21 protein-coding genes and 1 rRNA gene are annotated in these 23496 nt (G+C 50.3%); 12 read left to right on the top strand and 10 right to left on the bottom strand.

Annotated elements, in window-relative coordinates; translation table 11 throughout:
* The 4 genes from FPZ45_RS13750 to gyrA all read right to left on the bottom strand — a co-directional run.
* Positions 1-115, bottom strand: a 16S ribosomal RNA gene (locus tag FPZ45_RS13750); the annotation flags it as partial.
* A gap of 213 nt (positions 116-328) precedes the next feature.
* Positions 329-1054, bottom strand: coding sequence for an MgtC/SapB family protein (locus tag FPZ45_RS13745; RefSeq protein ID WP_144702599.1), 726 nt, complete (start codon positions 1052-1054; stop codon positions 329-331).
* Positions 1055-1477: 423 nt separating this feature from the next.
* Positions 1478-2557 carry an HD-GYP domain-containing protein gene (locus FPZ45_RS13740; RefSeq protein WP_144702595.1) on the bottom strand — a complete coding sequence of 360 codons (1080 nt, stop codon included), beginning with the start codon at positions 2555-2557 and terminating at the stop codon, positions 1478-1480.
* Between the two features lie 43 nt (positions 2558-2600).
* Complete coding sequence (gene gyrA / locus FPZ45_RS13735; RefSeq protein ID WP_144702592.1) at positions 2601-5069, bottom strand: DNA gyrase subunit A; 2469 nt, start codon at positions 5067-5069, stop codon at positions 2601-2603.
* Positions 5070-5210: 141 nt separating this feature from the next.
* Between gyrA and FPZ45_RS13730 the strand changes: the two genes are divergently transcribed.
* On the top strand, positions 5211-5984 hold the full coding sequence (locus FPZ45_RS13730; RefSeq protein WP_144702589.1) for a YheC/YheD family protein: 774 nt from the start codon (positions 5211-5213) through the stop codon (positions 5982-5984).
* An 83-nt stretch (positions 5985-6067) separates the two neighbouring features.
* On the opposite strand, the gene gyrB is transcribed toward FPZ45_RS13730, so the two are convergent.
* The 6 genes from gyrB to dnaA all read right to left on the bottom strand — a co-directional run bounded on the left by gyrB (position 6068) and on the right by dnaA (position 12427).
* The gene (gyrB, locus tag FPZ45_RS13725) at positions 6068-7981 is read right to left on the bottom strand and encodes a DNA topoisomerase (ATP-hydrolyzing) subunit B (protein WP_144702586.1); all 1914 of its coding nucleotides are present in this window, start codon (positions 7979-7981) and stop codon (positions 6068-6070) included.
* 132 nt (positions 7982-8113) lie between these two features.
* Positions 8114-8359 (bottom strand): extracellular matrix regulator RemB, encoded by a 246-nt coding sequence (gene remB, locus FPZ45_RS13720; protein ID WP_144702583.1) that lies wholly within the window; start codon positions 8357-8359, stop codon positions 8114-8116.
* 17 nt (positions 8360-8376) lie between these two features.
* A complete protein-coding gene (gene recF / locus FPZ45_RS13715; RefSeq protein ID WP_144702580.1) occupies positions 8377-9495 on the bottom strand; it encodes a DNA replication/repair protein RecF in 1119 nt (372 codons plus the stop codon).
* A 42-nt stretch (positions 9496-9537) separates the two neighbouring features.
* Complete coding sequence (yaaA, locus tag FPZ45_RS13710; RefSeq protein ID WP_144702577.1) at positions 9538-9753, bottom strand: S4 domain-containing protein YaaA; 216 nt, start codon at positions 9751-9753, stop codon at positions 9538-9540.
* 10 nt (positions 9754-9763) lie between these two features.
* Positions 9764-10903: a DNA polymerase III subunit beta gene (dnaN, locus tag FPZ45_RS13705; protein WP_144702574.1), complete on the bottom strand. Its 1140-nt coding sequence runs from the start codon at positions 10901-10903 to the stop codon at positions 9764-9766.
* Positions 10904-11074: 171 nt separating this feature from the next.
* Positions 11075-12427 (bottom strand): chromosomal replication initiator protein DnaA, encoded by a 1353-nt coding sequence (gene dnaA, locus FPZ45_RS13700; protein ID WP_144702571.1) that lies wholly within the window; start codon positions 12425-12427, stop codon positions 11075-11077.
* Positions 12428-12899: 472 nt separating this feature from the next.
* Between dnaA and rpmH the strand changes: the two genes are divergently transcribed.
* The 11 genes from rpmH to FPZ45_RS13645 all read left to right on the top strand — a co-directional run bounded on the left by rpmH (position 12900) and on the right by FPZ45_RS13645 (position 23491).
* Complete coding sequence (gene rpmH / locus FPZ45_RS13695; protein ID WP_084423307.1) at positions 12900-13034, top strand: 50S ribosomal protein L34; 135 nt, start codon at positions 12900-12902, stop codon at positions 13032-13034.
* 82 nt (positions 13035-13116) lie between these two features.
* Complete coding sequence (gene rnpA, locus FPZ45_RS13690) at positions 13117-13530, top strand: ribonuclease P protein component (protein WP_144702705.1); 414 nt, start codon at positions 13117-13119, stop codon at positions 13528-13530.
* Positions 13531-13742: 212 nt separating this feature from the next.
* Complete coding sequence (locus tag FPZ45_RS13685) at positions 13743-14519, top strand: YidC/Oxa1 family membrane protein insertase (RefSeq protein ID WP_144702702.1); 777 nt, start codon at positions 13743-13745, stop codon at positions 14517-14519.
* On the top strand, positions 14516-15136 hold the full coding sequence (gene jag, locus FPZ45_RS13680; protein WP_144702568.1) for an RNA-binding cell elongation regulator Jag/EloR: 621 nt from the start codon (positions 14516-14518) through the stop codon (positions 15134-15136). The genes FPZ45_RS13685 and jag overlap by 4 nt, the downstream gene beginning before the upstream one ends.
* Before the next feature lie 72 nt (positions 15137-15208).
* Positions 15209-16585, top strand: coding sequence for a tRNA uridine-5-carboxymethylaminomethyl(34) synthesis GTPase MnmE (gene mnmE, locus FPZ45_RS13675; RefSeq protein ID WP_144702565.1), 1377 nt, complete (start codon positions 15209-15211; stop codon positions 16583-16585).
* A 33-nt stretch (positions 16586-16618) separates the two neighbouring features.
* Positions 16619-18520 (top strand): tRNA uridine-5-carboxymethylaminomethyl(34) synthesis enzyme MnmG, encoded by a 1902-nt coding sequence (gene mnmG, locus FPZ45_RS13670; RefSeq protein ID WP_144702562.1) that lies wholly within the window; start codon positions 16619-16621, stop codon positions 18518-18520.
* The gene (gene rsmG, locus FPZ45_RS13665; RefSeq protein WP_144702699.1) at positions 18520-19269 is read left to right on the top strand and encodes a 16S rRNA (guanine(527)-N(7))-methyltransferase RsmG; all 750 of its coding nucleotides are present in this window, start codon (positions 18520-18522) and stop codon (positions 19267-19269) included. The genes mnmG and rsmG overlap by 1 nt, the downstream gene beginning before the upstream one ends.
* Positions 19270-19676: 407 nt before the next feature.
* Positions 19677-20492, top strand: coding sequence for a nucleoid occlusion protein (gene noc / locus FPZ45_RS13660; protein ID WP_144702559.1), 816 nt, complete (start codon positions 19677-19679; stop codon positions 20490-20492).
* 124 nt (positions 20493-20616) lie between these two features.
* Entirely contained in the window at positions 20617-21390 is a 774-nt protein-coding gene (locus tag FPZ45_RS13655) for a ParA family protein (protein WP_144702556.1), read from the top strand.
* Entirely contained in the window at positions 21371-22219 is an 849-nt protein-coding gene (locus FPZ45_RS13650) for a ParB/RepB/Spo0J family partition protein (RefSeq protein ID WP_144702553.1), read from the top strand. The genes FPZ45_RS13655 and FPZ45_RS13650 overlap by 20 nt, the downstream gene beginning before the upstream one ends.
* A gap of 93 nt (positions 22220-22312) precedes the next feature.
* Positions 22313-23491 (top strand): aminotransferase class V-fold PLP-dependent enzyme, encoded by a 1179-nt coding sequence (locus FPZ45_RS13645; RefSeq protein WP_144702550.1) that lies wholly within the window; start codon positions 22313-22315, stop codon positions 23489-23491.
* Positions 23492-23496: the final 5 nt, after the last annotated feature.

Raw genomic sequence — 23496 nt, 5'->3', positions numbered from 1 at the left:
CACCCGTCCGCCGCTAAGTTATTCAGGAGCAAGCTCCTAAATAACTCCGCTCGACTTGCATGTATTAGGCACGCCGCCAGCGTTCGTCCTGAGCCAGGATCAAACTCTCCATAATAGAGAGCCAGAAGGCTCATGATTTACAACTGGTCTTGCTTTTGTTTCTTACGCTCAATGTTCAGTTTTCAAAGAACAATCGGTGTTTCGTTTTCGTCGTCCGCGCTAACGGCGACTTAAATAATATAGCACAGGCGGCTAGGCAATTGCAACCCTTTTTTTATAATTTATTTTGCTATATTAAACGGAATCATGAGGGGCCGCTAAAACCGCTTTAAGTCGAATGAGAAACCACTTGCCTGAACGACAGTATATCGGGGTGCGTGGCAAGATGATCTGCCAACGATATAAGCATCGCTTCGTTCGTGATCCTCAATACGAATTTGATCTGAACGGGTGAAAGCTGGTTATTGTCGCTCGAGATCGTTTCTTTCTTATCAATGGAGATGTCAGTGACGATCGCCCCTTCCTCTTCCACTAGGCGCACGATTTTATTCGCTTGACCCGCTCGACAAGTTATTTTCAGCTCCAGTCTTCGTTTGCGCTTCAAGCTAAAAAAACGTTTCTCCCATCTATTCAACAAAAATAAGCTAAACAAAACAACAAACGTCGTTAAAAAGGATACGAAATAAAAACCCGCACCTACGCAAAGCCCGATTGCGGCCACGACCCATAATGAAGCGGCGGTCGTAAGCCCGGAGATCGTAAAGCCATTGCGCATAATCGCCCCGGCTCCGAGAAATCCGATTCCGCTGATCACCTGAGCCGCGAGCCGCGCCGGGTCCATTCTGACGTTCGCTTCATCGGCGAAAGCGGAAAAACCGTAAATAGATAAGAGCATGATCGATGTCGAGCCTAAACAAACCAAGATGTGCGTTCTGAAGCCCGCCGCATGATTGCTCCATTCCCGCTCCAATCCAACTAATCCCCCGGCCACCATGGCAAACACGACCCGGAGCGCAAGCTCCCAATATGAAATCGCCCAAACTCCCTCACCCATGATGAATCACCTGCCTCGATTGATTGCGGTAGTCGCTCATTATGCTGACCTCCAGTAATATGCTCATCGGATAATATTGTATATCTAACCTAGATAAATGATGTTTCGCATCCTCAAGTTTATCCCTTCGCTTATCCGGAAAGCAATATGACGATCGAACCTTGTTTATACGAACTCAACTCCCGATTAACGATGTATAACATCATTATTCTATCTGTTCGCCCGTTTTGACTTCGCAATAGCGATGTTCTGTATCGTTACTTGCCGGCAACTTGCTCCTTTGACCTCGTCATCCCACTAAGTACGATGATTTGGATCACTAATTACTCAATCTTCTCTACTGATCTCCTTAGCAACGATGATTTATATCGTTAATATGAAAAAAGGCCGCCCAAGGGCAGCCCATTACAACTTACATATAAATCAAGATCCGCTCGCAAACACTTCGATAATGAACAACTGACGGTTCTGGCTCAGATTAACGATCTGTCCGTTTAGCGAGATCATCGGTCGCGTCGGATGGTTCCGATCTGTAAAGACGATCTCCCCAACTCTGCCGTCGTTGAGTTTAACGAATACGCCGTTATGGAATTGGGTCGTTCTCTCGATAAAAGTTTGTACATATAAAGGATCCAGTTTGCCGAAAGAGCCGGAGTGAAGCTCTTCCAGAACCAGGTAAGGCGATTCCGCTTTCCGATAATTGCGATTGGAGGTCATCGCGTGGTACACATCGGTGATCGCGACGATCTTCGCATACGGATGAATTTTTTCCCCTTTCACCTTCATTGGGTATCCGCTGCCGTCGATTCGCTCATGATGCTGCAAAGCCGCAAGCCACACGCCCTGATTCAGAGAAGCGGCACCTTCGAGCAGCTTAAATCCATATAAGGGATGTTCCCGCATCTCCTGCAGTTCCTCGGCCGTCAAGCGCGATGGCTTGTTCAGAATCGCGGGGTCCACTTTCACGTTTCCGATGTCGTGAAGTAATCCGGCCATGGCGATCTGCAACCAATCTTTCTCGGGAAACTTGTTCCACTTCGCCAGCTGGTAAGAAGTCATCGCGGAAAGAACGCTGTTTCGGACCATAACGTCCGGTGTTCCCGTTGCGGGAGGCGGTATAAAAGTCAGCACATTATACTCTTCCATACATCCGATTAATGCGTTTAGTCCATTGCGAAGATCCAGCACGGGAATCTTGAGCCCCGAACCGACCATGGACAAGATTCGTGTCAGAAGCTTCTCCATCTGCAGAAACTCCAACTGCAGATTCGTCAGCTTGGCTTCCGTCGTGGTCGCCACTTCCTCCGCCGCCATTTCCGCCTTCTGCTCCTCAAGTCCATGACGAATGACATCTAAGCTAGGAATCAAGAACGCTTGAAGAATCTCGATATCCCGATCCGACAACGTTCTTCCTTGCTGCAGCAATACGCTTCCTAACGCGGTCTGAACATCGCTGCCCAGACGATCGCCAATCTGTACCTGCGCTACCGGGATAATCGGCATGCGGTTTCCCCCCTAACGGTCCTGGCAGCAAAGAGACAGCTGATTAGCTGTCTCCTTCTTCGCCTTCGGCCTCTTCAGATTCCGAATCTTCATTTCGCGGAGCCTGGGCTACCGTGGCAACGGAATCTTCATCGCGGATATTGATCAACTTCACACCTTGAGTGATCCGTCCCATCGTATTGATACCGGACATGCTCGTACGGATCAATGTTCCGGAAGACGTCATAATCATGAGGTCTTCATCGTCGTGAACGACTTTCAGACCAACGATCGCGCCGTTCTTGTCCGTGACGTTCAACGTTTTGATGCCTTTGCCGCCGCGGGTCTGGATCCGGTACTCGGATACCGGGGTCCGTTTGCCGTAGCCTTTGGCTGTGACAATCAGCACGTCGCGATCCGGTTCGACGACATCCATGTCGATGACTTTGTCATTATCGTCCAATTGAATACCTTTCACGCCCGTCGCCGAACGTCCCATTGCGCGCACATCACCCTCGGAGAAGCGAATGGACATGCCTTGGCTTGTTCCCATTACGATCTCGCGATTGCCATCGGTCAGCTTAACGCCGATCAAATCGTCGTCTTCGCGCAAGGAGATGGCGATGAGCCCGACTTTGCGAATATTCGCGTAATCGTCGAGCGGAGTCTTCTTGACGATCCCGTTACGGGTCGCGAAGAAGAGGAACTGGTTAGGTTCGAACGATTCGACCGGAATAACCGCGTTGATCGTCTCTCCTTGCTCGATTTGAATTAAATTGATGATCGGCGTGCCCCGCGCCGTCCGGCTCAAATCCGGAATCTCGTATGCTTTCATCCGGAAAACGCGGCCCTTGTTCGTAAAGAAGAGCAGGTAATGGTGGGTATTCGAAATAAACAGATTTTCGATAAAATCGTCTTCTTTCGTCCCCATTCCCATAATCCCTCTGCCGCCACGCTTCTGGCTGCGGTAAGTGGACACGGGTAACCGCTTGATATATCCGGTATGCGTCATCGTGACCACGACGTCGTCGCGCGGAATCAGGTCTTCGTCCAGAATCTCTTCGTCGCTGACCGTGATCTCCGTACGGCGATCGTCCCCGAATTTCTGCTTGATCTCTTCGAGTTCTTCGTGGATGATCTCGTGAACGAGTTGCTCGTCCGCCAGGATCGCCTTGTATTCGGCGATCTTCTGCTGCAACTCAGCATACTCCTGCTCGATCTTCTCGCGCTCCAACCCGGTAAGGCGTTGCAGACGCATCTCCAGAATAGCCTGCGCTTGATCGTTCGACAGGCCGAACCGGCTGATCAATCCTTCGCGGGCTTCGTCCGTCGTGCGGGAAGCGCGGATCAGCGCAATGACTTCGTCCAGATGATCTAGCGCGATGCGCAAGCCTTCCAGAATATGTGCGCGCGCTTCCGCTTTCTTCAGATCGTACTCTGTACGACGGCGGATGACTTCGACTTGGTGCTGAATATAGTGATGCAGAACGTCCCTCAGGTTGAGCACCTTCGGTTCGTTGTTCACGAGCGCCAGCATGTTCACGCCGAAGCTTGTCTGCATCTGGGTCTGCTTATACAGATTGTTAAGCACGACCGTTGGCGTCACATCGCGGCGAAGCTCGATGACAATACGCATACCGTTTCGGTCCGATTCATCGCGCAGGTCGGTAATGCCGTCAATCTTCTTCTCACGGACGAGCTCGGCGATCTTCTCGACGAGTCTCGCTTTGTTCACCTGATACGGAATCTCGTGAACGAGAATCCGGGCTTTGCCGTTATTTTCCTCGATCGTCGCCCGAGCACGCATCGTCACCGATCCGCGTCCCGTCGCATACGCTTGGCGAATGCCGACTCGGCCTAGAATTAATCCGGCCGTTGGGAAATCCGGACCTTTGACGTATTCCATCAAATCGTATGGCGTCAATTCCGGATCGCGAATAAGCGCCTGAGTACCTTCGATCACTTCCCGCAGATTGTGCGGAGGAATGTTGGTCGCCATACCGACCGCGATGCCGGTTGTTCCGTTCACCAGCAGATTCGGGAATCTCGCCGGCAAGACGACGGGCTCGACTTCTTCGCCATCGTAGTTTGGTTGGTAGTCGATCGTTTCTTTGTTGATGTCGCGAAGCAATTCCATTGCAATCTTGGATAGTCTTGCTTCCGTGTACCGCATCGCTGCCGCCGAATCGCCGTCGATCGAGCCGAAGTTACCATGACCGTCAACCAGCATATAGCGAAGGGAGAAATCCTGCGCTTGGCGAACCATCGCTTCATAGATCGAGGAATCGCCATGCGGGTGATACTTACCGATGACTTCGCCGACGATTCTAGCCGATTTCTTGTAAGGCTTGTCCGGGGCCATCCCCAATTCGGACATGGCATAGAGAATACGCCTTTGAACCGGTTTCAAGCCGTCGCGAACATCAGGCAATGCCCGGCTGACAATAATGCTCATGGCGTAATCCATGAACGATTCCCGCATCTCAACCCCGATATCGCGGTCGCGAAGCTGGGAGCGTTGTTCTTCCGACATGAAGATCCTCCTTAACCAATATACCAGCGGAGATTAACGCACTTGCGCGTCCACACCGCAAGGCGGTTTCCGTCATAGATTATAAAAATACAATAACTCCATTATATCACAATGACGAAGGGAAAGGTTGGATGAACCCATATGTCGATCCAACGTATAAGCAGCAAACAAGCAAAAACCAATGTTCTTCTTGCCAATAGCAAGCTAAAAGATTATATCCCCGCAACCGGTCATTTCGACCGATCAACCGTGCAGCGAATGTTAGACCAATACGGAATGATTTACGTCAAACCGGTAGTAGGCACATTCGGATCCGGAGTCATTCGTATCGAGAAACATCCCGGGACATCATCGCCTTACCGTTTCCAATCGGTAGTGTCCAAATATTCCTTTCGGACGTTCGACGAGATGTACGCAAAGCTCGGGAAGGTTAAAAAAAGAAAACCTTATTTGGTCCAAAAAGGCATCCATATGCTCAAATATAACGGGAGAAGGTTCGACTTGCGGGTCATGGTCCAGATGAATCCCCAATCGCGTTGGGAATCCACGGGCATCATTGGGCGCGTCGCCCATCCCCGCAAGATCGTGACTAACTATCATGCAGGGGGAACTCCGCTACCGGTCAATCGATTGATGTCAGGCTACTTGACTGCTGAGCAACGCAATCACTTCGAGCGCCGGTTGCGCACGCTCGGCATCACCGTAGCCGAAGCGCTGAAGAAAAAATATCCCCGGATAAAAGAGATCGGGCTCGACATCGCGTTCGACAAGTCGCTCAAGCCATGGATTCTGGAAGTGAACACGTCTCCCGACCCGTTTATTTTCAAGAAGCTGCCCGATCGCTCCGTATTCCGAAAAATTTACTCCTACGCCATCGCTTACGGACGATTCAAGCCTCTTAAACGCAAAAAATAATTTTGCAGGGGGTACCCCTCGATGGAGATACCCCCTGCTTACATCGGACGAATGCCGTGCCGTTTGAAGCTTTATAGCAAATCTTATACGTCCAGATTCTTAACGTATCTCGCGTATTGTTGAATGAATTCCCGACGAGGCTCGACATTGTCGCCCATTAAAGTATCAAACATCAGATCGGCCTTGATCGCGTCTTCGATGCGAACTTGCAGCATCGTTCGGCTGGACGGATCCATCGTCGTCTCCCAGAGCTGTTCGGCGTTCATTTCTCCCAAACCTTTGTAACGCTGAATGTTCAGCTTGGTGCCTTCCCCGAATTCGGCGATGACTTCGTCGCGCTGCTTCTCGTTCATCGCGTAACGAACCGTTTTGTTGCGCTCGACCTTGAAAAGCGGCGGCTGGGCGATATAAACGTAACCTTCCTCGATAAGCTTGCGCATGAAACGATAGAAGAAGGTCAAGAGCAAGGTCCGGATGTGCGCGCCGTCAACGTCGGCGTCGGTCATGATGATGATCTTGTGATAACGGGCTTTCGTAATATCGAAGTCGTCGCTGATGCCCGTTCCGAGCGCCGTAATCATCGCCCGAATCTCCAGGTTGGACAGAATTCTGTCCAAGCGTGCTTTCTCGACGTTCAGGATTTTACCGCGAAGCGGCAAGATCGCTTGGAAATGCCGATCCCGTCCTTGCTTGGCCGATCCTCCCGCGGAGTCCCCTTCCACGATGTACAGTTCGCTGATCGAAGCGTCCTTGGACGAACAATCCGCCAATTTGCCCGGGAGGGAGCTGACCTCGAGCGCGCTCTTGCGGCGGGTCAATTCGCGCGCTTTGCGAGCGGCTTCCCGCGCTCTCGCGGCCTGAAGCCCTTTCTCCATCACTTTGCGCGCCACGGCCGGGTTCTCGTCCAGGAATTGCAGCAGCTTCTCGCTGAATAGCGACTCCACGATGCCGCGTACTTCGCTGTTGCCCAGCTTCGTCTTCGTCTGGCCCTCGAACTGAGGCTCCGGGATTTTAACGGAAATAATCGCCGTCAAACCTTCCCGCACGTCATCGCCCGACAGGTTCGATTCGCTCTCTTTCACGAAGCCCATTTTCCGCGCATAGTCGTTAATGATCCTCGTCAAAGCGCTCTTAAAACCGGACTCGTGTGTTCCGCCTTCGTGTGTATTGATATTGTTCGCGAAGGAATACAGATTCTCGGAATAGCCGTCGTTATACTGCATCGCGATTTCGCAAGCGATATAATCTCTCGAGCCTTCGACATAGATCGGCTGCTCGTGAAGCGGCTCGCGCGTGCGGTTCAAATACTTCACGAACTCGACGATACCGCCTTCGTAATGGAACGATTCGTGCATATCGGTACGCTCGTCCTTGAGCGTGATCTCGATTCCCTTATTCAGGAACGCAAGCTCGCGAATCCGTCCAGCGAGCACGTCGTAGTCGTATATGGTCGTTTCCGTGAAAATCTCCGAATCCGGCTTAAACCGGACGATCGTTCCGGTCTCATCGGTGTCTCCGACGATCTTCAGGTCGTATTGCGGAGCTCCGCGGCGATATTCCTGCTGATGGATATGCCCGTCGCGCTTAACCGTGACGGTGACATGCTCGGACAGAGCATTCACGACGGACACGCCCACCCCGTGCAAACCCCCGGACACTTTATAACCTTCCCCGCCGAATTTGCCGCCCGCATGCAGTACGGTCATAACGACTTCAAGCGTGGATTTTTGTAATTTCGTATTTGTGCCGACCGGAATCCCCCGGCCGTTATCGATAACCGTAATACTGTTATCCTCGTGTATAATGACGTCGATCCGCGTACAAAACCCGGCCAACGCTTCGTCAATGCTATTGTCGACGACTTCCCACACCAAATGGTGCAGTCCCTTGCCGCTCGTCGATCCAATGTACATACCCGGGCGTTTGCGTACCGCTTCCAGGCCTTCCAGCACTTGAATCTGACTTTCATCGTAAGTGTTCTGTTGATCTACGGACAAACCTTCCACCGCCTTCTTTACGTAGCAACTGCTGATTAATGATCCCGGAAACGAGAGCGGGTCGCGCTGCTCCCTGAATTCATCAATATAAACATGTACAGCCTTCCCGAGGAAGGCGATCTCCGTTTATGCCTACCCGTCCAGAATCCGCGTTCGCTTCTTCAGCGTCGATGCGGAAATCGGAGAATAGTAAACTTTATGCTCCGTGACAACAATCGATTTCGGATCCTCTTCGCCGATCGATTCCACTTCCTTGTTCTTCTGCGCGTGCAAGACGAATTGACGCGACAACTTCGAAGATTGCTCGATCGAAATATCGAAAATCGCCACTAGCTGCGACGTTCGAATGATCTTCTCCCCGCCCAAATGAATATACACGGAGTTCCTCCTAACATTTAGCGAAGCAATTTGCCGTCTTTCACGTGGAAAATGGAAGCGTCCTTCAAACGGGCCATATTGACGCTCTCCAAGCCGGTCGTCGTAATAAAGGTCTGCACTCGGCTCTGGAACGTCTCGATGAGTTGCGTTTGCCGGTTTTGATCTAGTTCCGATAGAACATCGTCAAGCAATAGCAGCGGATATTCCCCGATCTCTTCATGCATCAGTTCCAATTCCGCCAGCTTAAGAGACAATGCCGCCGTCCGTTGCTGGCCTTGAGATCCGAAGGATTGCACGTCCTTGCCGTTAATGGCGAACCCCAGATCGTCGCGGTGCGGACCGGTAAGCGTCATGCCTCGCCTGAATTCCTGTTCCTTGCCCTGTGTTAACTTTATCATAAATTGTTCGAATAAAGAAGATTGATCTTGGTCATCCATTCCAGCCGAAGTTCCGAACGAGGGTTTATACTCTACCGTAAAATGTTCGGTACCCCCGGTAATGCCGGAATGAATTTTCTCCGCCCATTTTTGAAGATGCACAATAAAGTTTTTCCTTTTTTGCATCATTTTAACACCGACCGTCGCCAACTGTTCGTTCCATACGTCTATCATTTGCGGGGAAGCGCGATGAACGTCCGTCGACTTGAGATAATTGTTGCGCTGCTGCAGAATTTTCTGGTATTGCTGCATATCGTACAAATAACCGGGGTGCACCTGCCCGATTTCCATGTCCATGAAACGGCGGCGCACTCCCGGTGCTCCCTTGACGATATCCAGATCTTCGGGCGCGAACAGCACCACGTTCAGCGTGCCGACGAAACTGCTCAGCTTGCGCTGCTCCAGTCCGTTGACTTTCGCTTTTTTGCCTTGCGCCGATAGCTGCAGTTCCAGACTTACGTCGCCGATCTTGCGCCTCATCTGGGCTCGGATGACGGCAGCCGTTTGATTCCAGCCGATGAGTTCCTTATCCTTCGAAGTCCGATGGGACTTCGTCAAAGACAAGACGTGAATCGCTTCGAGCAGATTCGTTTTCCCCTGGGCGTTTGGTCCAATGAATATATTGACGCCGCCCTCGGTCGCGAGCTTGACCGATTCGTAGTTGCGATACCCTTGAAGCTCCATCGAATTTAACTGCATAAGGATGTTTCCTCTCCAACTGACTTCGGAAGTCGGTCGGCGTTACCGGGTCCCGATCGTGAACGATCCGAACCCTTCGACCTCGACTTGATCCCCGACTCTAAGCTTGCGCCCTCTGCGATTGTCGGGCTCGCCGTTGACGAGAACGCTTCTTTCCTGCAGAAAATGCTTCACTTCCCCGCCCGTGCCGATGCAATCGGCGAGCTTGAGAAACTGCCCCAGCGTGATATATTCCGTTGCGATTCCAATGCTCTTCATCTTATCCGCCTCAATTCGTCGTCCGATATGGGAGTATCAGATGCAAGCTATTGTCATGGTCGTTCGGCCGAATAATGATCGGACTCATCGAGCCGTTAAATCCGATGAATAGCTCTTCGCTGTCGATGACTTTCAGCACGTCGAGCATATATTTGGAGTTGAAAGCGATTTTGAGCGGTTCTCCGCGCATTTCGACGACGCCAAGCTGTTCCGTAACTTTGCCGAGTTCGGACGAACTAGAGGAAATTTCGATGCCGCCGCTCTCGGTCGTGGTCAAGCGGACGATGTTCGTCTTTTCTTCCCGCGACAGCAAGTAGGCGCGGTCGATCGAATCGCTGAGCAATTTCGTATTCAGGACGAGTTCTGTTTTGAAGTTTTGCGGAATAATTTTGGAAGTATCGGGATAAGTTCCATCCAGCATTCTGGAATAGAACAGGACATTGCCGAGTTTAAACAAAACTTGATTCTCCGCGACGACGATATCGACCATGACGTTCTGGTCGGGAACGATCTTCGCGAGCTCGTTCAATGTTTTTCCTGAAATGACAATATTCGAGAATCTGACATCGCCGGCATCAACTGGAGCTGTACGGCTGGCTAGGCGATGGCGATCCGTCGCCACGAATTTATAAATGCCATCATGAAGATTCCATAATACGCCCGTTAAGATCGGGGTCGATTCGTTCGTCGTTACGGCAAAGACCGTCTGTCTGATCATATCCCGTAGTAAATCACCGGCAATGGAGACGACTTGGTCTTCTTGTACGGAAGGAAGAACCGGGAATTCTTCGGGATCAAGCCCGACAAGCTGAATTTCCGTCGCTCCGGAAGTAATCATCGTTTGAAAGCGGTCGCCCACTTCGATGTGAACTTCTTCGTGAGGCAGCTTCTTCACGATTTCTACGAAAAATTTAGCTGTAAGTACGACGCTTCCCGGTTTCTTCACCGTTGCGATCGTTTTGCTGGCTGTTTCAGTCGGAATAAAGCTTTGAATAGAAATATCGGTATCGCTTGCCGTCAATGTAATTCCGGAGAAGCTCGCATCAACTTTAATGCCGCTGAGAATTGGGATCGTTGTTCTGGACGCAACGGCTTTAGCGACGTGTTGGATCGCTTCGTTTAATTCGTTGCGCAGTATCGTAAATTCCATCGGTTCACCTCATAAGTTTGGGCTTATCTTGCTTGTATTGTAGCATGTTTAAATCTTTAAGTCGTAGTAGGCACCCTGAATATGTGGATAAGCTCGAAAAAGCTCGAAAACAACGCCTATCCACATGTGGACTCTTTGTGCATAGGCGTTGATGTCGTTTTACACGATTTATTAGGTTAAGTTCTTAATTTTCTCGGTCAGACTGTTGATAATTTTGTACAAATCCTGATCGACCTTAAGAAGCTGTGAGATTTTCTCGTGAGCGTGAATGACGGTCGTATGATCCCGGCCGCCGAATGCGTCTCCGATCTTAGGAAGCGAGTAGTCGGTGAGCTCTCGGGATAAATACATCGCGATTTGGCGGGGAAAAGCAACGGCTTTCGTCCGTTTGCGTGCTTTGAAGTCTTCCATCTTCAGCCCGTAATAATCGCCGACGCGCTGCTGGATGTCCTGCATCGTGATCAGGCGATTGCGTCCCGTTGGGAGAATGTCTTTTAGTGCTTCGGCCGCTAGATGGGCGGAAATATCTTGATTCGTTAGGGAAGAATAAGCGACGATCCGAATCAGTGCGCCTTCGAGCTCTCGTATATTGGAGTCTATCATGTTGGCGATATACATCATCGCTTCGTTGGGAATATCGAGATTTTCGGCTTTTGCTTTTTTGCGAAGAATGGCGATCCGCGTCTCCAGGTCGGGTGGCTGAATATCGGTGATGAGTCCCCATTCGAACCGCGACCGCAGGCGTTCCTCGAGCGTCGGAATTTCTTTGGGCGGCCGATCACTGGAGATGACGATTTGCTTATGTTCTTCGTGCAAGGCGTTAAAGGTGTGGAAAAACTCTTCTTGAGTCCCTTCTTTGCCGGCGAGGAATTGAATATCGTCGATCAGCAGAACGTCGATGTTGCGATACTTATTGCGGAAACTTTCCCCGCGGTTATCGCGAATCGCGTTGATGAATTCGTTGGTGAATTTCTCGGAAGATAGATACAAAACCTTCATATGAGGATTATGTTCTAAAATATAATGCCCGATCGCATGCATGAGATGAGTTTTGCCGAGTCCGACGCCTCCGTACATGAAAAACGGGTTGTACGATTTGGCTGGCAGTTCCGCAACGGCAAGCGACGCCGCATGGGCAAACCGGTTGGCTGCGCCGATAACGAACGTATCGAAAGTGTATTTCGGATTGAGCATATGCATCATCGGCTCTTCCAAGGCTGGCTCCCGAACGACGGATACTTGCGGAGCCGGTTCCACGGGTTCCGGGGGACGCGTTTCTTCTATAGAAAACTTCACGTCCACAGGTCTTCCAATATAATCGGAAAGCGTCGATGAAACCAATTTCATATAACGCGTTTCCAACCACTCCACGGCAAAGGTTGTCGGCGCGGTTACGACGACGACGCTGTCGTTCAAAAAAGAGGCTTTCGTCGCCTTGAACCATGTATCGAAGCTGGGCTTGCTGAGCTTCGTTTGGATGACCGACAACACTTGTTGCCAGACTTCATTGTTGTGGTTGTCCACGACAAATTCTCTCCTTTAACCCTATGTAAGGACAAAAAATATGCGGAAAACTTGCAGTCGGTTTAATGCCGGCTAGTTATCCACATAATTCCCTGAATTATTCAGAGGGTTATCCACGAAATAGGGGATTTGTTCACAAAGTTATACACAGGCTGTTAATAATTTGAGGACTTAATGACGTCATCCACTGGGAAAGACTTGTTTAATCATAGCAGACAAACCCTCTGAATTCAATGGATTTAACCCTCTTATCCACAATTTCAATAACTTGTGGATGAATACTGTGCACAGCACAAGATATTGTTGATAAAATGTGAGACGATCTGACAATGTTCCGACAAGCTGACTTTTTTCGCCTGGATTATACACATGTGAATAAGTAATATGAAGTCCAATAGGCATTTCATTGACTTTTTGAACCCATTATGGTTTAATAAATGGACGTGAGTTTTTATGTAAGGGGGTTTGATTCATGGGTCCTACATTTAAGCCGAATGTGAGCAAGCGTAAGAAGGTTCACGGGTTCCGTAGCCGTATGAGCACGAAGAACGGCCGTAAAGTGCTGAAAGCTCGTCGCCAAAAAGGTCGTAAAGTATTGTCGGCATAAGTTAATGAAAGACCACTTGCGGGTGGTCTTTTTTTCTACGATTGTACAGGGGTAAGATAGCCGAAGAGATGGAGCGGTGAATATGCACAGGAAGCTGCGCCTTCGGAAGAGGGAAGACTTCAATACGGTCTACCGATACGGGAAATCGTTCGCCAACTCGCAATTTGTCGTGTATTGGCGCAAGAGAGGACAGAAGGGTTCCTTCCGGATGGGTGTGTCCGCTAGCAGTAAGCTGGGCAACGCGGTCGTTCGCAACAGGTTAAGGAGAATGGTGAAGGAGATCGTCCGGCTGAACGCTTCGAAATTGCTGGAAGATACGGATCTGATTCTGATCGTCCGAAAGCCGGCGCTGAACATGGCTTATAAAGAGATGGAGGGAAGCATTCTCCACGTTCTGAGAAAGGCAGGCTTATTAAAAGGAACAAAGCCGAATTTCACGGGGCGAAATCCCTCATCGGTACAAGGCCGGAGGCCGGATAAAAGAAACGATAAATAAGGCGAAAGAAACCTAGGGGGACGGACAGGCCCTAGCTTTTCTTTGCCTTCTTTAATATGGTATAGTGGAAGGGAATAGGCGCAGTTGTAATCGGCCTGTAATCGGATTCACGGAAGCAGTTCATTTTACGGCATGCCGGTTGTTGAAGAGGGGAGTTTTCAGTTTTGTTGCGAAATCGCAAATGGTGGATCGTTATCGGCGCTATATCGCTGATGACGCTGCTCGCGGGCTGTACGCCGGCGACTGAGGCAATCACGACGTCGCAAATGGCGGACAGTGGTTCCTGGTGGACCCGGAACGTTGTTTATTGGTTCTCGCTCATGTTGGACAAGTTCGCGGATTGGTTTGGCGGGGAATACGGGCTCGCGATTCTGATCCTCACGATCATCGTACGGACGATCATTCTTCCGTTGATGATCAAACAATACAAGAATACGAAGGCGATGCAAGCTCTTCAACCGGAGATGAAGAAGATCCGGGAGAAGTACAAGGACGATCCGAAGAAACAGCAGGAAGAAATGATGAAGCTGTATCAGACCCATCAGGTGAATCCTTTAGCCGGATGTTTACCGCTTATCGTTCAAATGCCGATCTTCATCGCGCTGTACAACTCGATCTACAAAAACATCGAGATTCGCGATCACTCGTTCTTGGGATTGCAGTTGGGAACGTCGCCACATGATGGACATTGGTACTATTATATCGTACCGGTTATCGCTGCTTGTACGACGTTTATCCAATCGATGATGATGTCTCAGCAACAGACGATGGCTGGCCCGATGAAAGGGCTTATGTACATCTTCCCGGTCATGATTTTCGTAATGGCCATTAACTTTCCGGTCGCATTGCCGCTGTACTGGATTTACAGCAACATTTACACGATCGTGCAAAACTATTTTATGTACGGCAGAGGCAATAAAACGCAAGTGGTAGAAGCTCCTGAACCAAAACCAAAGAAAGGTAAAGGTAAGGAGGGACGCTCAAAATGAAAAAGCTCCTGGCATCGGGGAAAACGATAGAAGATGCGGTTCGTAGCGGTCTGGCCCAATTGGGCGTTAATGAAGACCGGGTGAGCGTCAAAGTATTGGAACAACCGAGCAAAGGGTTGTTCGGGCTGATTGGAGCCAAAGAAGCGAAAGTGGAGTTGGAATTGCTCCCGGATGGCGTCGAAGAAACGATGAAGTTTCTTGGCGAAGTGGCGGAAGCGATGGGACTTGCCGTTTCAGTTGAACGGGCGAACGAGAATGATGCAGTGCGGATTAACATCACGGGTTCGGACTTGGGCATTCTAATCGGTCGGCGCGGACAGACTTTGGATTCTCTGCAATACTTGGCGAACATCGTGGCGAATCGCCATTCGAGCCATCATCTTCGTATCGTTCTCGATGCCGAGCAATTTCGTGAGCGTCGTCGCCAGACGTTGGAGGCATTGTCCGAACGTATGGCGCAAAGAGTCATTCGGACGCGCAAGGAAATTATGCTTGAACCGATGACTTCGCAAGAAAGAAAAATTATTCACGCGCGATTGCAGGCGAATCCGAATGTGAAGACTTATAGTCAAGGGGACGAACCGAATCGCCGAATCGTAATCGCTTTGAAGCAATAAAGTATGCCGCGCAATGGCTTCCGCAACGTTGGGGGGTCATTGCGTTTTTTGATACCGGAAAGAGGGATGACCATGAACGAGGATACAATCGCCGCGATCGCGACGGCGCTTGGAGAAGGCAGCATCGCGGTTGTCCGGGTAAGCGGGCCGAACTCGGTCGATACGGTTGCCAAGCTGTTCAGATCGAAGCAAAATCTGCGAGATGCGGATTCTCATACTGTCCATTACGGCTGGATCGTGGATCCGCGGACGGAGCAAGTATTAGATGAAGTGTTAGTGACGGTCATGAAGGGCCCACGATCGTTTACGGCGGAGGATGTCGTCGAGATCAGCACGCACGGAGGGATCGTCGCGGTCAAATCGGTGTTGGAGCTCGTCTTGCGACACGGCGCAAGATTAGCGGAACCGGGGGAATTCACCAAGCGAGCGTTTCTTAATGGAAGAATCGATCTCGCGCAGGCGGAAGCCGTGATCGATCTGATCCGTTCCAAATCGGATCGGGCTTTCCAAGTGGCCAGGAGACAGGCGGGAGGTTCGGTATCCAAACAGATCGTTCCGCTAAGGCAGCAATTGATCGAGTTGATTGCTCACGTGGAAGTCAACATCGATTATCCAGAACATGATGTTGAAGATGTGACTGCTGATTTTATCCGCTCGAATTGTGGAACCGTATTAAAAGAAGTTAACGAGCTGCTGCGCAAATCTAATGAAGGAAAAATTTTGCGGGAAGGGATTGTCACGGTCATCGTCGGTCGTCCGAATGCCGGAAAATCTTCTTTATTGAATGCGCTGGCTCGTGACAACAAAGCGATCGTCACGGACATTCCGGGTACGACTCGTGATATTATTGAAGAGTCGGTTTCGATATCGGGCATTCCGCTTAGGCTTCTCGATACAGCTGGAATTCGCGAGACGACGGACAAAGTCGAACAGATCGGCGTTGAACGTTCTCACGGGGCGCTTAACGAAGCGGATCTGATCTTACTCGTGCTTAATCGTCACGAACCGCTGCACGATGACGAGAGGAAGCTGCTTACTCAGCTAAAAGACCGTTCGACGATCGTGGTCGTGAATAAAATCGATCTGCCTGGACAACTTGACCTTGAAGAGATCGAGAGGGATTACCCGAAGGAGCGCATTGTGTTCTTGTCGGCGAAAGAAGAAGAAGGTATTGACGAGTTGGAGAGGGCGGTTTCCGCCATGTTCTTCAGCGGGGCCGTCGAGTCCGGCGATATTACGTACGTAAGTAACGCGCGTCATATTGCGCTCCTGCATCAAACAAAACAGTCGCTCGAGGATGCGATTCAGGCGACGTATGACGGCGTGCCGATCGATCTGATCCAGATCGACATTTCTTCTTCGTGGGAGTCCTTGGGACAGATTCTTGGCGATGCCGCGGGAGATTCGTTGCTCGATCAAATTTTCTCCCAATTTTGTTTAGGGAAATAACATATGCTATTAGAAAGCAAGGAGGGAAATACGATGACCTATGAAGCGGGAAAATACGATGTTATTGTCATCGGCGCGGGACATGCGGGGTGTGAAGCTGCGTTAGCCGCCGCTCGCATGGGCTGCGAAACGCTGCTGTTGACGATTAACTTGGATATGGTTGCTTTTATGCCTTGCAACCCGTCCGTAGGAGGTCCGGCGAAAGGCCACGTTGTGCGCGAGATTGACGCACTTGGCGGGGAGATGGGCCGGAATATTGACAAAACGTTTATCCAGATGAGAATGCTCAACACGGGAAAAGGCCCGGCTGTGCATGCGTTAAGGGCACAAGCGGACAAATTCCTGTACCAGCATACGATGAAGGAAACGATCGAGAAGCAGCCAAATCTGACGCTGCGGCAAGGATTGGCCGAAGATCTGATCGTCGAGAACGGAGCATGCGTCGGCGTCGTGACGAAGACCGGTGCCCATTACGAGGCGAAAACTGTTGTATTGACGACGGGGACTTATTTGCGCGGCAAAGTCATTCTAGGTGAGCTCACGTATGAGAGCGGTCCGAACAATCAACAGCCGGCGGTTAAATTGTCCGAATCGTTGAAACAACTCGGGTTCCAGTTGGCGCGATTCAAGACCGGCACGCCTCCTCGGGTGCATAAGGATTCGATCGACTTCGACAAGACCGAGATTCAACCAGGGGACAACAATCCGAAATACTTCTCCTATGAGACGGAGTATATGGAACATACGAATCAGCAGTTGCCATGCTGGTTAACGTACACGTCCGAAGAAACGCATCAGATCATTAATGACAACCTACATCGCGCTCCGATGTTTACTGGATTGATCGAAGGGACGGGTCCTCGTTATTGCCCGTCTATTGAAGACAAGATCGTGCGTTTTGCGGATAAGCCGAAGCATCAGATCTTCTTGGAGCCGGAAGGCCGAAATACGAAAGAGTATTACGTGCAAGGCTTGTCCACGAGCATGCCCGAGGACGTGCAGCTCAGAATTCTCCGTTCGGTTCCCGGATTGGAGAAGGCCGAGATGATGCGCAGCGGATATGCGATCGAATACGACGCAGTCGTTCCGACGCAGCTATGGCCGTCGCTCGAAACGAAGCTGGTCAACAATCTATTCACCGCGGGACAGATCAACGGCACGTCGGGTTATGAGGAAGCTGCAGGACAAGGCATTATTGCCGGAATTAATGCAGCTCGCAGAGCCAAAGGAGAAGAACCGGTCGTGATCGATCGCTCCAAAGGATACATCGGCGTCATGATCGACGATCTGGTCACCAAAGGAACAAACGAGCCATATCGACTGCTTACTTCGCGAGCGGAATATCGTTTGCTGCTTCGTCACGATAATGCCGATTTGCGTTTAACTCCGCTTGGTCACGAAATCGGTTTGATCACGGAGGAAAGATACGACAGATTCCTTGCCAAGAAACAACGGGTGGATGAGGAAATCGCGCGTCTGAAGGGAACGAAATTCCGGCCGGACGAAGCCGTTCAAGCGATGCTGGCGGAAGTCGGATCGGCGGCGATCAACAATTCTGTTGATGGCCTGACATTACTACGTCGACCCGAAGTCACCTATGTGCATTTGGAGAAGCTCGCTCCTCCTGAGGTGGAATTATCGGAAGAAGAAAAAGAACAAGTCGAAATCCAGGTGAAATACACGGGATATATCGAGAAACAACTCCAACAGGTCGAAAAAATGGAGAAAATGGAGAAGAAGAAGATTCCGGAAAATATCGACTACGATTTGGTCCACGGTCTGGCCATGGAGGCGAAGCAGAAACTTGGCAAAATCCGGCCGCTGTCCATCGGTCAAGCTTCAAGAATTTCGGGCGTTACACCGGCCGATTTATCCATTCTTCTCGTGCACTTGGAACATTACAATCGGGTAACCGCGGCGGCGCATAGTTCATGATGGATCACATCCAACGGAATTTTGCGGAACAAGTTGCCCCATTCGGAATCCAATTGACGGAGCACCAGTTGGAACAGTTCGAAACGTACTACTCGCTTCTAGTGGAATGGAACGAAAAAATGAACCTAACGGGCATCACCGAAAGAGAAGCAGTGTACGAGAAGCATTTCTATGACTCGCTGACATTGACCGGAGCGGTTCAGTTCCACAAGCAACACTCGTTAGCGGATATCGGTTCGGGAGCCGGATTCCCCTCGATTCCGCTAGCGATCGTTTTCCCCCACATGCAAGTAACGATCATCGATGCATTGGCTAAACGGATCAAGTTTCTCGAAGAAGTCACTTCAAGGCTCGGGCTAAACGGAGTATTATGCCTGCATAGCCGTGCAGAAGATGCGGCAAGAAAAGAGGAGCATCGCGACCATTATGACATCGTAACCGCTCGGGCAGTTGCGAGACTTGCGGTGCTGAACGAATTTTGTTTGCCATTCGTCCGCCCTAGCGGATTGTTCGTTGCGATGAAAGGAACGGACATTTCGGAAGAGCTCGAAGAAGGACGGTACAGTTTAACGAAACTGAACGGCCGACTGATAGATGTAAAGCAATTATCGCTTCCTACTGAAGGAGCCGATCGCCATCTTGTTGTTTGCGAGAAAAAGGGAGCTACTCCCGCGATCTATCCTCGCAAATCCGGCCTTCCTCTTAAATCGCCATTGATCAAACCGATCGCAAACATCGGTAAACGCTAGTCGATCATCTTGAGAAACAAACGTTATTTTGGAAATGTTCCACGTGAAACATTACCTTCCTTAGGAGAGTATTGTTTCACGTGGAACATTTTTACGTTTACTCGGTCTATTTATTCGTGCTATTCTTAATGGTAGAGACCGTATTTGTTTGACGTAGACAGTTCTTTCTAGGGAAGATTACCGCACATTGATTGCTTGCGATACATAAGAACTCGTGTGAACGATTGATGCGTCGCGAAAGTTTTTTCGTAAGCAGGAAAATAGGGCAGGAATAGCGAATAAAGTAGAGTAACAGATTAACGTGCCGCAGATGCGCCGTATGGCGCGAATTGGCGGCGCTTTTTCGTCGCTATGGACACAATTTAACTTATTCGTCCTATCTTACTTAATGTGGTGATCCGAGAGAAATGAAAGAGCAATTTTCAAGGTTGCTGGGCTTATCGGACCGCAGCAATCAAGAAGAAGTCAAACAAATACCGATCCAAGATATCGTGCCTAGTCCCTACCAGCCGCGAACCGTGTTCGATGATGACCGGATCGATGAGCTGTGCCAGACGATCAAGACGCATGGGGTTATTCAGCCTATCGTCGTCCGGATTCGGGATGGAAAGTACGAGATTATTGCGGGCGAACGCAGATGGCGCGCCGTCACGAAGCTGGGCATGGAAAACATTCCGGCGATTGTTAGAGAGATCAACGATTCGCAAGCAGCTTCGGTCGCGTTGATCGAGAACCTTCAACGCGAAGGCTTGACAGCTCTTGAGGAAGCGATCGCTTATCAGAAATTGATCGATCTTCACCAGCTCACTCAGGAAAGCCTGGCGCAGAGGCTCGGTAAAAGCCAGTCCACGATCGCGAACAAAATTCGGCTACTGCAATTAGGTGAAACGGTTAGGCAGGCACTGCTTGAACGCCGGATAACCGAACGTCACGGACGGGCGCTTTTGTCGCTGCCTGACGAAGAAATGCAGAACAAGCTGCTGAAGGAAATTATAGAAAAAGAGCTTAACGTTAAACAAACGGAGACGAGGATCGCCTTTTATCTGGAAGCCACCAAACCGAAAAAGTCGAAACGTTTCTCGTTTTCCAAAGATGTTAGACTTGCGTTAAATACGATCCGGCAATCCGTTGATATGGTCAATGGCTCCGGTATTCCGATTAAAGCGGATGAAAAAGACTGCGAAGACCATTACGAGATTATTATCCGAATTCCAAAACGTTAGAATCAAAGCGGACCCTATGCTTGATATCGTTACGCTTGCCTTGGACGGTTAGTTGGCGAGCGCGTTCGGCACGGGACCGTTTTTTGTTTCTGTACTTGGTTGATTAACATTGAGGTGAATAAGGTTGTCTAAAATTATTGCGATTGCCAATCAGAAGGGTGGGGTCGGTAAAACGACGACATCGGTGAATCTCGGCGCTTGCCTTGCGTCCCTCGGCAAAAAAGTGCTGATCGTCGACATCGATCCCCAAGGCAATACGACAAGCGGCATCGGCATTAATAAGGCGGACGTGAGTTATTGCATATACGACGTTCTGATTAACGAAGTGAATCCGAAACAAGCGATCACGGATACGGAAGTTCCTAATCTGAAGATTATTCCGGCTACGATCCAGCTCGCTGGCGCGGAGATCGAGCTTGTTCCGACGATGTCTCGCGAAATTCGTCTGAAGAAGGCTCTTGGCACGATACGGAACGATTTCGATTATATTCTGATCGACTGTCCTCCGTCGCTGGGCATATTGACGATCAACTCGCTTACGGCCGCGGATTCCGTGTTGATTCCGATTCAATGCGAGTATTATGCGTTGGAAGGACTCAGCCAACTGCTGAATTCCATCCGCCTCGTCCAGAAACATCTGAACACGTCGCTGCAGATCGAAGGCGTCTTGCTCACGATGTTCGACGCTCGGACGAATCTGGGCATTCAAGTCATCGAAGAGGTTAAGAAGTATTTTCAGCAGAAAGTGTATCAGACCGTAATTCCTCGTAATGTTAGATTGAGCGAAGCGCCGTCCCATGGCCAGTCCATTATTACGTACGATCCGAAGTCCAAGGGCGCGGAAGTGTATCTTGAGTTGGCGAAGGAAGTGATCTCCTATGAGCAAGCGGCTAGGTAAAGGGCTGGATGCGCTCATCACGTCCCTTTCGATTAAAGAAGATGACAAAATCGTAGAAATTCCTTTGACGCAGCTTCGGGCGAACCCTTATCAGCCTCGTAAAACATTTGAAGAAGATGCGATCAAAGAACTGGCGGAATCGATTCGCGAACACGGCGTTATTCAGCCGATCGTTGTGCGCCAGGCTTTAAAAGGATACGAGATTATCGCCGGGGAACGGCGGTTCAGAGCTTCACAAATGCTGGGCAACGCGACGATCCCGGCGGTCGTTCGAACGTATAACGATCAACAAGTCATGGAGATTGCCCTGATCGAGAACGTGCAACGCGAAGACCTGAATTCGATCGAGGTCGCGATCGCTTACCAAGCGATCATGAATCAATTTAACCTCACGCAGGAAGAGCTTTCTCTCAAGGTCGGCAAGTCGCGTTCCCACATTGCGAATTTCCTGCGGTTGCTCTCGCTTCCGGACGAGATCAAAGATTATGTTTCACGTGGAACACTATCGATGGGTCATGCGCGCGCGCTGGCGGGTATTAAAGAAGACGCTTTAAGACGCCAGTTGGCGAAGCAAACGGTTGCGGGCGAATGGAGCGTGCGCGAGCTCGAGGAAGTGGTTCAGAAGACCGATACGAAAACGAGCGTTAAACCGAAAGCGAAAGCCAAGAAACGCGATCCGTTCATTGAAGAGATCGAAGAGACATTGCGCGAAAAGTTCCAAACGACAGTTCGAATCAAGCCAAACAAGGATAAAGGTAAAATCGAACTTTCTTACTTCGGGAAGACCGATCTGGAACGCCTTCTGGAACTGTTAAAAGCATTGGCCTAATCACGAATTTCGATAGCATGCCGAAGTTGTAATCTTCCTGCGGAAAGATTAAACTAAGGTGTGCTATTGTTGTTTTAAGGAAGGTGAAAAGGCATGCAGGAGAACAAACCGATCATCTATCTGGACAATGCCGCGACGAGTTGGCCCAAACCACCCGCCGTGCTCGAAGCGATGGAAAGAAGCATGAAAGAAAGCGCGGCTAACCCGGGCCGGGGAAGCCATGCGATGGCCGTTAAGGCGAGTAGGGTGCTATTCGAGACACGCAAGCGGCTGGCGCGATTGTTTGGTGCGAAAAACCCGAACGATATTGCTTTTGCATTGAATACGACGCATGCGTTAAATCTTGCGATTCAAGGTCTGTTGAAGCCTGGGGATCATGTTGTCGCCACGACATTGGAACATAACTCGGTGAGGCGGCCGTTGGAAGCATTAAAACGCAGATTCGGCATCGACGTAACCTATGTTTCCGCCGATGCCCGAGGAATACTTAATATAGAAGAGATAGATGCGGCTATTATGGGGAAAACGAGACTTCTAGCCGTGACGCATAGTTCGAATCTATTCGGTTCGATCGCTCCCGTCGGAGAGATCGGAGAGATAACCCGAAAGAGAGGCGTAAAGCTTCTCGTCGATGCGGCTCAGAGTGCCGGCGTGCTGCCGATCGATGTTGGGAGCATGGGGATTGATCTGTTGGCGTTCCCCGGTCACAAAGGATTGATGGGTCCGCAAGGAACGGGCGGGTTATTCATTCATCCCGACTTGGAGTTGGAGCCGCTCATGCAAGGCGGAACGGGGAGCAAATCGGAGGCACCTGAACAGCCGCTAGTGCGTCCGGATCGTTATGAGGCGGGAACGCAAAATACAGTCGGGCTAGCCGGGCTTTCCGAAGGCGTCAATTATGTTCTTAAAGAGACTCCCGAAGCGATCCATAAGAAGGAACAACAACTTACCTTTGAATTGATGGCCGGTCTTCAAGAAATCGAAGGGATCACATTGCTTGGACCTGAGCTCGGCGCAGATCGGACAGCGATCGTGTCGTTCCTCGTGGAAGGAATCGATCCTTCTGAAATGGCGTTCGTGTTGGATCAGCAATTCGGGATCGCGGTAAGGGCGGGATTCCACTGTACTCCGCTTGGACATGAGACGGCGGGTACTTACGAGACGGGCGCAGTGCGCGCCAGTCCCGGATATTTTACCGAAAAATCGGATATCGTATCTATGGTTGAGGCCGTAAAGGAAATTTCTCAAGCTCTTGGAAAGAGCGGCAGATAGGGCAG

Source organism: Cohnella terricola (assembly GCF_007786475.1).
GTDB lineage: Bacteria > Bacillota > Bacilli > Paenibacillales > Paenibacillaceae > Cohnella > Cohnella terricola.
This window is presented reverse-complemented; position numbering and strand designations above follow the sequence as displayed.

Coding starts and splice junctions, on each gene's coding strand:
- FPZ45_RS13745 (WP_144702599.1), bottom strand. CDS start 1,054: ATGGGTGAGGGAGTTTGGGCGATTTCATATTGGGAGCTTGCGCTCCGG.
- FPZ45_RS13740 (WP_144702595.1), bottom strand. CDS start 2,557: ATGCCGATTATCCCGGTAGCGCAGGTACAGATTGGCGATCGTCTGGGC.
- gyrA (WP_144702592.1), bottom strand. CDS start 5,069: ATGTCGGAAGAACAACGCTCCCAGCTTCGCGACCGCGATATCGGGGTT.
- FPZ45_RS13730 (WP_144702589.1), top strand. CDS start 5,211: ATGTCGATCCAACGTATAAGCAGCAAACAAGCAAAAACCAATGTTCTT.
- recF (WP_144702580.1), bottom strand. CDS start 9,495: ATGCAGTTAAATTCGATGGAGCTTCAAGGGTATCGCAACTACGAATCG.
- yaaA (WP_144702577.1), bottom strand. CDS start 9,753: ATGAAGAGCATTGGAATCGCAACGGAATATATCACGCTGGGGCAGTTT.
- dnaN (WP_144702574.1), bottom strand. CDS start 10,903: ATGGAATTTACGATACTGCGCAACGAATTAAACGAAGCGATCCAACAC.
- rpmH (WP_084423307.1), top strand. CDS start 12,900: ATGGGTCCTACATTTAAGCCGAATGTGAGCAAGCGTAAGAAGGTTCAC.
- rnpA (WP_144702705.1), top strand. CDS start 13,117: ATGCACAGGAAGCTGCGCCTTCGGAAGAGGGAAGACTTCAATACGGTC.
- FPZ45_RS13685 (WP_144702702.1), top strand. CDS start 13,743: ATGACGCTGCTCGCGGGCTGTACGCCGGCGACTGAGGCAATCACGACG.
- jag (WP_144702568.1), top strand. CDS start 14,516: ATGAAAAAGCTCCTGGCATCGGGGAAAACGATAGAAGATGCGGTTCGT.
- mnmE (WP_144702565.1), top strand. CDS start 15,209: ATGAACGAGGATACAATCGCCGCGATCGCGACGGCGCTTGGAGAAGGC.
- mnmG (WP_144702562.1), top strand. CDS start 16,619: ATGACCTATGAAGCGGGAAAATACGATGTTATTGTCATCGGCGCGGGA.
- rsmG (WP_144702699.1), top strand. CDS start 18,520: ATGGATCACATCCAACGGAATTTTGCGGAACAAGTTGCCCCATTCGGA.
- noc (WP_144702559.1), top strand. CDS start 19,677: ATGAAAGAGCAATTTTCAAGGTTGCTGGGCTTATCGGACCGCAGCAAT.
- FPZ45_RS13650 (WP_144702553.1), top strand. CDS start 21,371: ATGAGCAAGCGGCTAGGTAAAGGGCTGGATGCGCTCATCACGTCCCTT.
- FPZ45_RS13645 (WP_144702550.1), top strand. CDS start 22,313: ATGCAGGAGAACAAACCGATCATCTATCTGGACAATGCCGCGACGAGT.